Origin of the sequence: Achromobacter sp. NPDC008082 (assembly GCF_042957345.1) — a bacterium.
In the GTDB taxonomy this organism is placed as follows: domain Bacteria; phylum Pseudomonadota; class Gammaproteobacteria; order Burkholderiales; family Burkholderiaceae_B; genus Achromobacter; species Achromobacter kerstersii_A.
In genome coordinates this window covers 124,142-138,966 of record NZ_JBIBIB010000001.1, presented here as the reverse complement: position 1 = coordinate 138,966, position 14,825 = coordinate 124,142, and the positions used below count along the sequence as shown (strand labels likewise).

10 protein-coding genes are annotated in these 14,825 nt (G+C 56.9%); all 10 read right to left on the bottom strand.

The features are described 5' to 3' along the window. The 10 genes from waaC to ACFZAI_RS00595 all read right to left on the bottom strand — a co-directional run bounded on the left by waaC (position 1) and on the right by ACFZAI_RS00595 (position 14,554). Positions 1 to 1,038: a lipopolysaccharide heptosyltransferase I gene (waaC, locus tag ACFZAI_RS00640; protein ID WP_391565113.1), complete on the bottom strand. Its 1,038-nt coding sequence runs from the start codon at positions 1,036 to 1,038 to the stop codon at positions 1 to 3. A 32-nt stretch (positions 1,039 to 1,070) separates the two neighbouring features. Next, a complete protein-coding gene (gene galE / locus ACFZAI_RS00635; RefSeq protein ID WP_391565111.1) occupies positions 1,071 to 2,120 on the bottom strand; it encodes a UDP-glucose 4-epimerase GalE in 1,050 nt (349 codons plus the stop codon). 15 nt (positions 2,121 to 2,135) lie between these two features. Continuing rightward, entirely contained in the window at positions 2,136 to 2,990 is an 855-nt protein-coding gene (locus tag ACFZAI_RS00630) for a glycosyltransferase (RefSeq protein WP_391565110.1), read from the bottom strand. Beyond that, on the bottom strand, positions 2,990 to 5,710 hold the full coding sequence (locus ACFZAI_RS00625) for a glycosyltransferase (RefSeq protein WP_391565109.1): 2,721 nt from the start codon (positions 5,708 to 5,710) through the stop codon (positions 2,990 to 2,992). The genes ACFZAI_RS00630 and ACFZAI_RS00625 overlap by 1 nt, the downstream gene beginning before the upstream one ends. Before the next feature lie 37 nt (positions 5,711 to 5,747). Further along, positions 5,748 to 7,805 (bottom strand): glycosyltransferase, encoded by a 2,058-nt coding sequence (locus tag ACFZAI_RS00620; RefSeq protein WP_391565107.1) that lies wholly within the window; start codon positions 7,803 to 7,805, stop codon positions 5,748 to 5,750. After that, positions 7,795 to 8,913, bottom strand: a complete 1,119-nt coding sequence (locus tag ACFZAI_RS00615) for a class I SAM-dependent methyltransferase (protein ID WP_391565105.1) — start codon at positions 8,911 to 8,913, stop codon at positions 7,795 to 7,797. The genes ACFZAI_RS00620 and ACFZAI_RS00615 overlap by 11 nt, the downstream gene beginning before the upstream one ends. Positions 8,914 to 8,946: 33 nt before the next feature. Next, a complete protein-coding gene (locus ACFZAI_RS00610) occupies positions 8,947 to 10,248 on the bottom strand; it encodes an ABC transporter ATP-binding protein (protein ID WP_391565104.1) in 1,302 nt (433 codons plus the stop codon). Between the two features lie 67 nt (positions 10,249 to 10,315). After that, positions 10,316 to 11,068 carry an ABC transporter permease gene (locus ACFZAI_RS00605; RefSeq protein WP_391565103.1) on the bottom strand — a complete coding sequence of 251 codons (753 nt, stop codon included), beginning with the start codon at positions 11,066 to 11,068 and terminating at the stop codon, positions 10,316 to 10,318. Between the two features lie 82 nt (positions 11,069 to 11,150). Continuing rightward, the gene (locus ACFZAI_RS00600) at positions 11,151 to 13,247 is read right to left on the bottom strand and encodes a glycosyltransferase family 4 protein (protein WP_391565101.1); all 2,097 of its coding nucleotides are present in this window, start codon (positions 13,245 to 13,247) and stop codon (positions 11,151 to 11,153) included. Further along, positions 13,247 to 14,554 carry a hypothetical protein gene (locus tag ACFZAI_RS00595; protein WP_391565100.1) on the bottom strand — a complete coding sequence of 436 codons (1,308 nt, stop codon included), beginning with the start codon at positions 14,552 to 14,554 and terminating at the stop codon, positions 13,247 to 13,249. The genes ACFZAI_RS00600 and ACFZAI_RS00595 overlap by 1 nt, the downstream gene beginning before the upstream one ends. Positions 14,555 to 14,825: the final 271 nt, after the last annotated feature.

Genomic DNA, 14,825 nt, shown 5'->3' with positions numbered 1-14,825 from the left:
TCACTGGGCGGCCAGCGCCTGCTCGACCGAGGCCATGACCGCTTCGCGCGATGGCGAAGCGCCTCGGTCGCCCAGGCTGGCGGTGTAGTTCGAGCCGACCAGCGGCGTGCGAACCGGCGTGGAGGCGCGGTAGATGCCAATGGTCGGGCGGCCCAACGCGGCCGACAAGTGGGTCAGACCGCTGTCCAGCCCCACCATCAGGCGCGAGCCGGCAAGCAGACGCGCCACGTCCGTCAAATCCATGCGCGGCATCACTTCCGCCCCGTCCATGCCGGCCACTAGCAGGCTGGCGCGTTCAGCTTCAGATTCGTTACCCGCCAGCAGCTTCAGCGTGCATCCAGCCTCGCGCAGACGGCGGAACACCGCGCGCCAATCTTCTTCGGGCCAGAGTTTGTCGTCACGGCTGGCCGACGGCATGATCACCGCGTAACCGCGGTCGTTATCCAGATGATGCAGACGCGGCAGCTCGGTGGCGTTCAAGCCGGCGCTGCCGACTTCGATGACGGGTTCTGCCGGTTGCGCCGCCTGGCGCACGAAGTTCTGCAAACCGAAATCCGGCAAGCCGGCATGCTGATAGCCAAAGGTCAGTCCCGCCAGCTTGCGCTGACGGATTACGGCGGGCTGCCAGAATTCCACGCGATGGCGCACGTTGTAGAACAACGAGGCAAGCGGCTCACGCGCCGAACGCCAGTCCAGCCCATGGCGCACCCCGCGCGCCTGGCGCACGAGCCACGCAGACTTCAGCAGCGCCTGCATGTCCAGAACGATGTCGTATTGGGTAGAGCGCAGGCGCTCTTTCAGCGCCTTGCGTTCCGCGCGCACCTGCGAAGACCACCAGGATTTGCGCCAGCGGCGATGCGCGACCTTGATGATTTCATTGACGGCCGGGTGCCACGAGGGGATCTCGGCAAACGCTTCCTCGACGACCCAGTCGATCTGTGCGTCAGGCACATGCCGGGCAATATCGGTGATTGCCGGGAGCATGTGGACGAGGTCGCCAAGAGACGAAGTGCGGACGATGAGAATGCGGGTGGGCATCAGCTAGAGGAGGAACCGTTGAAGCTGCGAATTTACAATAAAGCTTGAGGTCCGTAACCTTGCGGGTTCTGGGATTGCCAGCGCCATCCATCCGCACACATTTGTTCAATCGTGCGCAAGGCCTTCCATCCGAGCAATTGGTACGCCAAATCGGGATCGGCCCACGCAGACGCGATGTCCCCTGCACGGCGAGGCATGATGTCGTAAGGGATTTGGCGGCCGCTCACACGTTCGAATGCCGCAATCAACTGCAAAACGCTCGTGCCCCTGCCAGTGCCCAGATTAATGGCGGTGAAGCCCCCCTCGCCCTTCAAAGCAAATTCGACGGCCCGAACATGCCCCTCGGCCAGGTCCTCGACGTGCAGATAATCACGCACGCCCGTCCCGTCGACGGTATCGTAGTCATCACCAAATACTGATAGGCGCTGACGCTCGCCGACAGCGACTTGAGTGATATAGGGGAACAAGTTATTGGGAATCCCCGAAGGCGCCTCTCCAATACGTCCGCTCACGTGGGCGCCGATAGGATTGAAATAGCGCAATGCAATACCACAGCGTTTGCCGCCGCTTCGTGTCCAATCATTCAGAATCTGCTCCACCATGGCCTTGGTCCAGCCATAAGGGTTGGTCGGGGCGATACGATGGCTCTCCGTGTAAGGCAGCGCCAGAGGCTCACCGTACACCGTGGCGGAAGAGCTGAACACGAGGTTGTGGACCTGTGCTTTGTCCATGGACTCCAACAGGCTCAAGGTGCCGCCAACATTATTGGCGTAGTAATTCACAGGTTTACCAACCGATTCGCCTACGGCCTTCAGCGCCGCAAAATGCACCACGGCTGAAATCGGCGTACCCTGATCGCGCTGATTAGCGAAGAGTTGATCGAGCAGCGCAGCGTCGCGAATATCGCCCTGCACGAATTCAATTGTCGTGCCGGCTAGTGCTTCTATCCTCCGGAGTACCTCTGGGGAACTATTGGAGAAATTATCGAGCACGATTGGGACGAAGCCTTCACGGATGAGGGCGAGCAGTGTATGCGACCCGATATAACCGGTGCCGCCAGTGACCAACAGTTTCTGATTCATGTTCGACTCATTACTTTAACGGCGCAAAAAGCGCTCATATACCAATCTGCGTAAAATGTTCGGCGCTAACCGTACAGGCAGTCGGATCAGCAGATTGAGCAGAAATTGCCCTGGTCCGATAAATTTGCTGCGCAGAAACGTCCGTTGCATATCCCATTCGCTGGCAACATAATTCCAGCCGCCCCGCCGCGCGAACATGGCATGCCCCGTTCTCGCTCGAACAAGAATTTCAGGCAGGTTTACTGCGCGGGCGCCATACTGCAGCATCCGGACCCATAAAGCGTAATCCTCGTACATTGGCTCGTCCCCATAGCCCCCCGCTGCTAGCGCTGCATCGCGCCGGAACATTACCGTCATATGGTTGAACGGGTTTCGACTACGAGCGTAGACTTCAATTGCCTCGTGCGATAACGGTACACGGCGCAATCGACCGGCCTCGGTATGCGGGTCTGAGTCGAACTCAAGTATCCACCCGCCGCAGATATCAACGTCGGGATGCGCGGTAAGCCAAGCGAGCTGACGTTCAAACCGATCCGGCTCCACCAAATCGTCCGAGTCGAACCGCGCTACCCAAGGGGTCGAACAGACTTGTAGACCAGCGGTGAGTGCAGGGCCCAAGCCCTGGTTCACCGGCAGCCGCACCGAATGTATCGGCAAACTCGCCCGGTAATTCTCAATCACATCCATTAGCGGTTGCGTAAGGGGCCCGTCCTCCACCAAAACGACTTCGTGGAGGCGGGTCTGACAGGTACGCAGGCTTTCCAGCGCGGCCGCCAGATACCGGGGTTGCTCCTTGGAATACACGGCCATCAGAACCGAAAACGGCGGCCATGAGGAGTCCGCGGAGGTAGCGGTCGCGGCCTCTGACATCAAATGAATCTCCGCACCTTGCTGTAGAGCCGATAAGCGCCGACCATCATCCGGCGAACGCGTGGCCTTTGAACCATTCTGCGCACGAAGTTCACGAGCTCTGCTTCTTTCTCTGAAAGACTTGGACCAGCAAGTTGCGCGCCGCCAGTCCCAGCATTGTTTACCAGGCTGAACAATACGTTGGCGTCCAGGCGGCTCATGCCCACCGTGTTGCGCACCAGTCGGCGGCGTCCAAAATACCGGTTGTATGTTTTGGACATGCTGCCAGGCGTATTACGGTACAGGTAGCCTGCCGTCGGAATGATCGAAAATCGCTTGCCGCTCCAAGCCAAACGCGAAAAGAACGCCCAGTCTTCCCATACCGATCGATCAGAAGCGTCCCACCCGCCGAACGCCCGCAAAGCCTCAGTCCTGACTGCGACGTTTGCCGTGATGTATTGATTTTCCAGCATGGCTAATGCCTTGGCTTCCGGCACGCCCAAGGCCTTCCAGAACCAGCCCTCCCGCAACGCTTCGGTGCCGTCCTTCAACTGACGCGCCTCATCAAAGTGGATAGCGAAACCCGTCGCCACCACTAACGAAGTATCCGCCCGTAGCGCAGTGACGGCGGTTTCGAACGTATGACGCAGCAAAACATCGTCGCTATCCACAAAGAATGTGAACTCGCTATTCGACAACGCTAGGCCCGTATTGCGGGCGCCAGCCAAACCCCGATTTTCTTGCCGGTGGACCCGCAGGGGGATTTTGTCGCCCAATGCAGCGGCTGCGCGTTGCAGCAACTCATCCGCGTAACCTTCCTCCGAACCATCGTCGACGATAATGACTTCGACAGGAACCAGTCGAGAACTACGCACGGATTGCAGCAATTCCTCAAGCAGCTGGAATTGGGTGTTATACACGGGTATCACAACACTCAAATCGCAATCCCGCGAGTGCTGCCACTCCTGCCAGATTCTTGCAGGTATCGGACGCTCTGCGCGCGACCACCACCTGTTGATATCCACCTGTCGCTGACGGATTCGAAGGCGGGACGCATTGAGTGTCTTTTCATAATCAGCCGGCACGGCAGCAAGCATCTGCGCCATCTTCAACTGCAATGCGCGGGCATTGGGGGCAGAGAAAAACCTTGCCACATGTTCGGCATCATCGACTACCTCGATGGCGCCACCGGTGTTGTACGCGACCAGTAACGTACCCATCAGCAACTGCTCGAGAATCACGAACGGATAATTCTCGCCCCGCGATGGAACCACGAAAAGGCTGTCCGGAGCCCGTTCCTGCACGAATGCGATGAGCTCGGCGTGCGTAAGATGCAAATCCTTGTACGTCACATGTTTCGCGATGCGCGCACGGTCCTCTTGCGACGGCCCCAAAGGCCCAAGGGACACAATCTCTTCAATACCGGCCAACTGTCCGGCCTCACCCAATGCCTCAATAGCTTGTACAAAATCAGGCCAACCCTTCAACTGGTTGTACTTGCCTACGAAAACAATACGCCTGACCTTTCGATACGAAATCACACCGGTATCGCGTACTAAGTCCAAATCGAAGGGTAATCGCGTAATGCTCAGGTCGGCCGGTTCGTAGCCAAATTCATGTTGAAGCAGTTGCTTGCCCAAATACTCCGAAGGCGCAAAACAAGCGTCGGCATGTTTGAACAAATAGCTGTCGCGTATGGCCTGCGCCGCTTCGTAAGGCGTGTAATTCATGGCGCCCTCGTCCTGCGCGCCATATTTCACGTAATCGATCGAGCCATGCATGAAGACCCGAACCGTCACCGACGACGGCAGACAGCCCGTTCGTTTGGCCTGAACGATTCGAAAACCAATCGATTTGTAATCCTGCGACTCGATCACGGCAAGATCGGGCAGCAGGAACATGATGCAATAAAGTGCCTCAAGAAGGCCCAGTCCATCAAAAAAACCTTCCTTGGTGCCCTGCTCTCCGAACATGCGGGGTACAAACGTGCGGCCGTCCTTTGCAATTGATGCAGGTACGTCTATATCGCAAAACAAAACGGCAACCTTTGGGTCAACCGCTTTGATGTTGGTGGTATACGTGCCAATTCCGCCCGTCGGGCGGATCGACGCATCTTCCGTTGTAACCAACAGTAGATCAGAGGCCACCAAGTCGGCGGAAAAACCCAAGTCCGCCAGGTGCTTGGAGTAGCCGGTCTTGGTCATAGCCGTCTCACGGATAGTCGCCGGGCCCTGCTTTCTTTCTGATGTGGCATGGAATCCGCCCGCATCGAGAAAGCTGGCGAACTGTGTCGCGGTCCAATTGCGCTGACGACCCGTGTCCACGCCATGCACAAACAGAATAGGCCGTCCAGATTCCATGCAAAAGCGTTTAAGCGCCAGCAGAAAAGGCCGCGGATCGATGAGGTCCGCCAGAAAGCCCGCGCTAACCACCCAAGATGCGGAATCGGAATGGGCGCGTACGAACGCGTCCGCTTGGCCTTGCCAGGTATCGGCACCCGATGCGAAAGGCAATTGACCAGGCGTGCCGGAAGTGGCATGACAAAACACATGCTCCCGGCCTACAGCGACCGGACTTTCGAATGCGCCGCAGATGTTGATACGCGAGAGCCCATGTGCGTCCGCGAAATCGATCACTTCGGAGGGGAGTTTATGTATCGTCGGCACACCATACAGATTGCCCTGAAGCGAGGATTCTCCCGCCCCAAATCCGGCAAACATCGACAGAACCTTCAGGTCCATTCTTCCCCCTCGCGACCTTCCAAACTATGCATACCAATCACCGCTGCGCCTGCTGCTTTTCCTGATTTCGATGGAAATCGTCTATTGCTGACTCAAAGAAGCGCGCGAATGCTTCCACGCGAATGCGCCAATCCCACGGTTTGATGTATTCGAGGTTTTCCTGCGATAACTTCGCAAAAAGCGATCTGTTTTCGTGCATCTGACGAATGGCGGCGGCGATCATCTCGGGAGACCGTTCGGCAACAATAAACGCCTTCTGCTGCGGGCCGAACGCCTCGGGCACGATGCCCACATCGGTGGAAATGACAGGTACGCCGCACGCCATCGCTTCCAGCACCGGATTAGGTGTGCCCTCGATCAAAGACGGGCATACATAAATATCAATGCCGCCGTAATAATCGGGCATATCGACATGCGCGACATAGCCGGTCTGCCGATCTGCAAACCGCGTCTCCACCGGCACACCTTGTTCGCGCAATAGCGCAATCGCCGGTATCAGGATTGTATTGAATCCCTTGATGTCAGGCAGATCAGCCGCCCATTTACTATTACCGGCCCAGCCGATGACGATGGGTCGATCCCCCATGTCAGTGAAACGCTCCAGCTTACGCGGCGTAAAGAGACTTAGATCCACGCCGTCCTGGGTGATGCATGCCGGCGCGGGCATTTCTGGAATGGACTGATAAATGTCCGCCAAGCGCTCTGACGCCACAGTGTAGGACGTCGCGCGTTGTTGGAAGAAACTTAGCCGATCGAAAATTTGGCCGTCATCCAAATGCAGATGGTCGTAGACAGAAGTCGTCACCGGCTTGTTTCTCACGAACCGGCGTTCAAATTCGGCAAAGCTGATGCCAGTGCGCGCGATGCATCCCCTCGCCCATTCGTGATCAATCAGACGCAAATACTCGCGCCAGAAAAAATGCACCAAATGGCAGTCGGCTGCAGCCATGAAGATTTGCCCGGGCTCTGGCATCTCCTGCGAAGAAATAAGCTTAAATTCGAAACGATCGCTCAGATACCGTTGAATCTGCCGCGCGATATTTGAAAAGGCCCAACCCTCCACATCGATCACCAGCGCAACCTTTGGACGCGTTGTGGACTTCGGAGGCTCCGTGGCGAGAACCGCCGCCTCGGGCGTGCCCGACAAGCCCAGGGCCTCGTGACGCAACTCGAGCCAATGCTCCAGGCCATCACCCCAGATGTCGAAGCCGTGCTTCTTTTCAAGATAACGAGCGGACTGATAGATCACGTTTCGCGAAAAACGCTCTCGCTCATAGTCCCGATCGCTTTGGGAGGCCGGAGGCGGATGATCGTGGATCAGGCCCAGCACTGATGTCGTGCCGACCTTGTACCCCTCCTGAAAGAGACGAACGGAGAAATCGATGTCTTCGAACCCGACAAACATATGGTCGTCGTATCCACCCAAGCGCTCAAAAGTGGCTTTCTTGAGCACACACGCGCCGCCCAGCAGGAAGGTGGACAGGAACGGCTCCATTGCGGACTGCTGTAATTCGCCTTGCTTACACGCGCTGCCAGCGCCCAGGTGCAAACCCGTAGGTTCGGTGCAGACGTACAGATGACCACCGGCGGCAAAAACGGTCTTGCCATCGGGATTGAGCAGCGGCACATTCAAGAAATGGCAGCCAAGCGTGGCGATATCCCGCTGGATGGAAGGCAGAATATTCGTCGTTAGATAGATATCGTTATCCAGGCACAATACCCACTCGGTGTGCACTTCTGGCATGGTGCGGTTACGGCCTCCCGCTACGCCATAGTTCTTGTCCAGCGCCACAATTCGCGTACGGAACGGCATCTGTTCGCAAATGCGCGCAAGTTCGTCCAGCGTCTCTCGCTGAGATCCGTTGTCGATGACGAGAAACTCTCCGGCGAAGTCCGGAACGTGCAGAGCCACCGAACGCAGGAGCTTTTCGGTAAGCGCCGCCCGGTTCAGTGACAAACACGTAATCGTCAAATTGACGCCATCGCGTCCAATGTTTGCATTGCCGCCCGGAGCCTGGTGCAGAATACGATGCCTCTCGTCAGAGACATAGGTATAGGCACGCAGGCCAGGAACCAACAGATTGTCAATTGCCACGGCCGCCCTTCCAAAAACGACGGTAAATGGACATGAGGGTGCGCCGCATTCCCGCCGGCACCAATCCACTCAAGCGTTCATATCGCGCGGCTGCCCAAGCCATTGATGCCTGCGTTTGCTCTGCGACGGCCAATCGGTGCACACGATCGGCAAGTTGCTCGCGTGTGAGCTGCAGTTCCAGACTCAACGCTTCCACACGTAATCCCAATACTCTCGCTTGATGTTCCAGGGTGGCGCGTTCGGCGGCACGTTCGGTATTGTGCTGCGCACGCTGCGCTTCCAATGCTTCTTTCACCGAAGGCAGATGGCCTTGGAAAATTCCAGTACGGAAGGAGTCCATCGAAAGCGGAAGAATCGCAGCACCGGCACTGACACCTTGCCCAGCAAGTTCGCCTTCCGTCCAGATACCGACGAAATAGCTCGCGCTCTCGGGTTGGGGTCCAGCCTTGTTGTCGCTCGGCACCAGTTGAGCCGCCAACATCGGAACCATGTTCAGCATTTGCAGTTGTCCAGTTTCACCATCGTCGGACGGATACTGCTGATGCCGCAGGTTCAGAAAGCCGGTCATCGGCCCGCCCAGAAACCAGCCCTTGCCTGCGCCGAGGACACCTTCCGTCATCGACTTGAATTCTTCGAATAGATACTTCCGAAGATGGTAGGGATTCTTTTCCTGCTCGGTCGGGAAATACCACCAATCGTTTGGACAACTGATCGCGATGACACCACCGGGCTTAAGCAAGCGCTTCACATTTTCCAGAAACTTCACGGGATCGGTAACGTGTTCGATGGTTTCGAACGACACGATAAGGTCGAAGCTTTCCGGTTGAAACTTCTCCAGCAGCGTCTCGCCTTCGCTCTGCACGAAGCTCACATTCTGACCGCCAAAATGTTGCTGCGCAGCTTTCACCGCGTCGTGCGAGATATCCACGCCCACGACTTCCGATGCGCCCCAATCCGCCAACAAGCGAGATCCATAACCTTCACCACATGCCACATCCAAGACACGCTTGTCCGCACAGTAAGGCTGTGCAAACGAGTATCTTGCAATATGGATGGCAGCCTCCAGCCCGTCATACTGGGTGCCCTTGTCAAAGTTCAGTCGTTCCATTGTTCATTCTCACCGTTGACCGGTCCGGCCAATTTATCGCTTTGCGATAAGGTTAAATTTCCACTCTCGAGGCAGGGACAGGATGCCAACTGCCTCAAAATTGTCGAGGACGTGAAACGCACAGGCGTTGTTCGCATCGGCATGCACAACAAAGCCACCTTCGTCGTTGATCGCGACCCGCCACTTGTAGCTACCCCCCAACAAGGGAAAGGCGGGAAAGGTGACCGAATACGTGCCGCTGGCACATCCCATATGCGGGGGCATTCCATCCATCAACGTCGTCGTTCCGCAAATATAAAGTCCGTCATGACGATAAAGATTGAACACAAAGCTGATTCGATCAGGGATGTGGCTAGTCAGCGCGTGGAACGAAACGTTCAGCTTGATATCCTGCCCCGTGGCCACTTCCGAGATGCGCTCATCACCTTGCGCATCGGTGAGCCACACATCGTCGATCACGTAAAGCTTCTCGGGCATTGGCCCCGGCTTGGGGACGGCGGCCTCCCCCGAGGCGCCAATCAACGCTGCTTCCGCGCCTTCTTCCAATGCATCATCCGGGTTGGACGTATCCAGTACATCCAGTTCCTTAGGCATGGACGCGGTGTGTCCGTGCCCAGCCGCTGCCTCACGCTCCTCGAACTCCATCAAGGCCGCCTGCATGTCGATGGTGTACTTGTCGATCACTCTCCCGGCAGGCCCGAACTCCACTTGCCGGCCCTGATTAAGATACAGAGCGCGGCTGCAGATAGATTTGACCTGATACTGGTCATGAGAAACGAACAGGATCGTGCACCCGGCGTCACGGATGTCGTAGAACTTTTTCAGACAACGCCGTTGAAAAGCCGCATCGCCAACGGCCAAAATCTCATCGACAATCAAAATCTCTGGATCGGTATGCACGGCGACCGAAAATGCCAGGCGTGCAAACATGCCGCTTGAGTACTTTTTGACTGGACTCTCGATGAATTCGCCGATGTCGGCAAAACCGGCAATCTGGTCGAATCGCTGGTCAATCTGTTCATAGGTCAACCCGAGCAGCGATGCGTTCAGATAAACGTTTTCGCGCCCAGTGAATTCGGGATTAAACCCGGCGCCAAGTTCCAGCAGCGCAGCGACCCGTCCATAAGTCTGAACAGACCCCGTCGTCGGTGTCACCGTACCGCAGATCATTTGCAACAGGGTGGATTTACCCGATCCATTGCGACCCACAATGCCTACGGTTTCGCCCTTCTTGACGTCAAAAGATACGCCCGAGAGCGCCCAAAAATCCTCCGAGAAACTCTTCGCTTCCCGTCCGAACAGGTTAGCGCCGCGCGCGAACAATGCTTGCTTCAATCTATCTTGGGGTTTCGCGTAGATTGAATAACACTTCCCCAGGTCCTCTACGTGAATCGAGATGTTGTCAGACGACATCGGCGAACCCCTTTCGAACCTTTTGGAACCAGGCAATGCCCAGCACAAACACAACGAAACCGATTGCGGTGTAGATGCTCCACAGCGACCAATTCAAAGACTTGCCGAAGATCAGGACATTGCGCGTCTCCTCAACCACGAAAGTCATCGGATTCAGCTTCACGTAGATTTGCATGCGCTCCGGAATCGCCGAAAGCGGATAAAAAATGGGAGACACGAACGTCAGCACGATGGTTAACAGCGACACGGCTTGAGCCGTATCCCGGATATACACGCCCAGGCCAGCCAAAAACCAGGAGATGCCCAGCGAGAAAAGCGCAAGCGGGACCAACACCATGGGCAGATAAACGATAGTCCACGGTATGTTTCCCAGGAAAATCATCTGCGCAATGAGAAGAACAACAAAGCTCACCAGCAGATGAAATGTTGCGGATCCGAATGCAATGACCGCCAAAGTCTCAAGCGGAAATACCACCTTCTTTACATAGGAGACATTCGACAGCACCAGCGACGGAGCTCTGTTCAAACACTCCGCGAACAGATTGTTCATGATCAGGCCGGCGAACAGAATCACCGCGAAATCTCCGTGCGATTGCGTAGACACAGCCCCCGCCCACTTTGCCTTGAAAACGACCGAGAAAACAAACGTGTAGACAATTAAAAGCAAAAGCGGATTAAAGAACGACCACGCCAGCCCGAGCACCGAACCACGATAACGGCCCAGCACTTCGCGCTTGATCATTTGCACTATCAGCTGCCGATGCCGAGTCAACATACCTCGCACCAGCTCGAATACTTCCCGAATCAAGTCAGACCTCTCATAATCATTTCTCTTCACGCCGTTGCGGACCATTTCGGCCTCTGCCCAGCGAATTTAGACGCCGCCTCATTCCCTGCCATGCCGAACGCGAGCGGCGATATGTATAAGCAATGGATCGTCCCAAAAATAGCAACACCAAAATGACGGGCGTGGGCAGAGCGCTCATATTTTTGAGGGCTCTTCTTCGCGAGTCCTGGCCCGACGACATGTTCCACGTTGCCACCGCATACTGGGCAATTCGCTTCTTGCGCTCCAAACTGAAATTGCCATTCAGCAGATATGAGAACTGCTTGGGCGACGGGTACTGGTCAGGTTCGGCAACAACGTGAACCCAAGCTCGCGGTATCACCAAGCCCGTCGCGTGCTCCCGGGTCAAGTCCCACAGATACTTCAGCTCCGCATACTCCCCCATGCCCGCGTCAAAAACATCAAGCAACTGCCGTCCACTCTGGGTACGCATCACGCTGCGTGTAAACGGACTACGCCCAGCTGTCGGAGCAACGTCCAACATCAGTGGGAGCGCGTACGCGGTCGGTCTGCCTCCCTGCTCCATCCAACTGCTGACGTAGGCGATGTCGTGACGGCTGGCCAGCACCGCCGCAGCTGCGCTCAAGAAACTTGGATTTATGCGGTCCGAACTTCGTAGCACCAATATTGCCTGCCGGGTCCGCACGGCATGCACGTCCACGTCCCTCCCGCTCGGGTCCACACAGCGCACATTGCTGCCGAACAGCACGACAGTGGGCTCGGTGACGTCAGACGCCGCACGCAGCAACAAGAGCGTGTCACAGCCGGCGCGCGCCGTAACCTCACTGACAGGCTGGGCATCATGCACACTGTCCGTCAGGATCAGCACCAATATCCCGGCCTCAGGGTTCGCCGGTGCGATGGTCTTCGCCTCGGGGCTCTCGCCGTAGATCTGCGCAACCTCCTCCAAAACAACGGGATACGGATATGACAAGCGCTGCCTCAACCCGGCGTCGTCCCAAAGTCGAGCCATGCAAGACACCAGGGCGTCGGAGGAGCCGGACTCGAACTGCAGGCAATTGCGCTCGTGTACGAAGAAATCCTTGAACCCCGGAATATCGGACACGATCATCGGCACGCCAGCGGCGTATATTTCGTGCGCCGCATAGCAAAAAGACTCATACCGGTTGGGAAATACCGCAAATCGAACGTCGCGAAGCAAGGCTTCGGTTTGTTCGTGCGTGACGTGCCCAATAAAATGAAAGCGTCCACGCAAGTCCTGGGGAATACGCCGGATCAGGTATTCAGCATAGGGATACGCGCCATCCGGAGGCTGATTGGAGTCGCCTCCAAGGAAATAAAATTCGGCCTGGGACTCAGGATATTGCCGCATCCAGGATATGGCTGAATCAACAAGCAGGTCCACGCCCTTGATCGCAAACAGACGGCCGTAAAACAAGATGCCATTGGCTGACGGAGAAACCTGCTCCCTTTGCAACACTTTGCGCAATGGGGGTACCGCAATCGACTCTTTTCCCGGCAGCCACGGATATAGCGGCAGCAGAGATTCCTCGTAGAAGCCTGCCGAAGGCACGATTACCGTGTCCGCCAGCGCCAAGGAGGCCCGCTCCAAGGAGTACAAGGTGTAGAGATCCCGATGCAACGCATTGGTCAGGTCAACGGTATCCATCGCCTCGATCGTGGCATGGAATCGGACAGCGATCCTCGTTCCCTCGTAAGCCCCGAGTGCAAGCTTCTCGCTCAATGCGTAAAAAGCGGTGCCGTAGAAATCGAAGAACTCGATCAAGTCGGGGTGCTCTAGCGCATGAACACGCAAGGCCGCCTGATGCAGCACATAGGCGCGCCAGTCATACCAGCAAATGAACTCCGCGGCGCCAGCTATGTCGGCGCCAAGCACCGATTCCACCCGATAGGCAACGCAGTTGTGCGCATTGGGCAGCTTCGCCCGCTCAACCTGTTCGAAACGGTCGAATACTTCCTCTGTGACATCAAGCAGGAACACGACCCGATCGCCGGCCGCCAGCAATTGGCTCGCCAGGTTGTGAAGCAACGCACCGCAACCGCCTCGCGTCACAGGATACAGCTCGTAGCTAACGAAGCAGGTGGTGCGCATCAGTCCAGGAACTGCTTGACTGTGGTGGCCGAAAGAGCGTTGTATCGAACGGCATACGCCTTGTACGCCGAGACGATTTGGTCGCGTTCACGCAAAACGTCGCCAATGCGGGCCGCAATCTCGCTCGCATCATCCGGCACATCCACAACCAGCCTGCTGCGCAGGTAGGGATCGTCCTCGAAATAGGGTGTATTCGGACCCACGATGCAAGGTGCGCCGACCGCAAAACTCTCGAGCGGCAACATCGGAGCACACTCGTTCAATGTGACGTATAGGTTCACATGGCAAGCCGCGAGATGCTCAGGCATCTCGGACTGTGGAACCACGCTTCCAACGAAATCATTGGGCACGCCGAATTCCTCGCAGAACTCGCGCATCCGTTGTGAAGCCACGGACCCGACCACAATGGCGTTATCAATCATCGACGCGGCTGCCAGCATTTCGTAAGGCGGCTTGTGTCGGAGTTCCGAAATGCTCCAGATGCCCAGACGGCTTGCACCATCGGCGACCTTCGAGGCGTGCTGCGGCACCTGGGTGTACCGGTTCAGCAGGAAGCTGGCATCCACGCCATTTCGGCGCAGAATTTCGTCCTGGCCTCGCTTCACACATCCGATCCGCCGAATCTTCCCCTGTCGCTGAAGCGAGCAGACCAGACGGAAGCTCCGCCAAGCGTAATCTTCGCTGGCTTGCATGAACGTCCCGTGCCAGACGGCATAGAGGGGGATGTGTTGCGCCGAGCGATGCAGGGAGTCGACCAAATGCTGATAGGTGTACGGAAAGCCTTGAAAAACAATAGCAGAAGGTCCGCAATCTGCCAGACGACGCGCAATTTCTTGAGCAATAGCTGGCGACAGATCGTCGCGCAGAAACAGCAAATGCTCAAACATCTGTGACGCAGAACTTCGTATCCCCAGCCATTCCGGGTGAGCAATCGCAATGGGCTCGCCTTGCGGCAGCGCCTGCAGCCGCGCCAGAAATTCGCCGGATGAGTAGCTCGCATGATCCGCATGGACTTCAGCCGCTGAAGGCGATCCAGTCACGGGGCTACCGGACACTTGCCGGTGCCGGCGCAATCGAGAGACAGCGCGGTACAGCGTGCCCAGAGGGCTGCGGGAAATCGCCGACCCGATCCGGTATGCCGGCGACTGAATCACTTCCTCGTACCGGGCGGACAGCTCCGCCAGCTGTACACGTGACTGTGCCAACTCAGCCCCCAAAGCCGGGCCTCTGACACGCTCGGCCGCAGCGTCGGGAGGATTGCCCCCCGGAATGTGCTCGCCAGCGGCAGGCGTTGAACGAATCATCATATGCTTTTATATGTCAAGAATCGGGGCGGCCGCTTCAGCGCGCGTGGCAGCGCTGCATCTACGATTGCCGCTTGAAGCACCGCTTCAGCATGGATCAGGGCATGGCCGCCCTTCTTGGCCAACCGCGTAAGTCGCCGAATTTTAGTTCAAAAAGAACACGGCGCTCGGCAGCGCAGGAAAGCCGGCCGTCTTGCAAAGGGTGTCAAAGTCAAGTATTGCGATCTACTACTTGCGGTGACGACGTGTCGCCACTCATGCATCTCGTCTTACG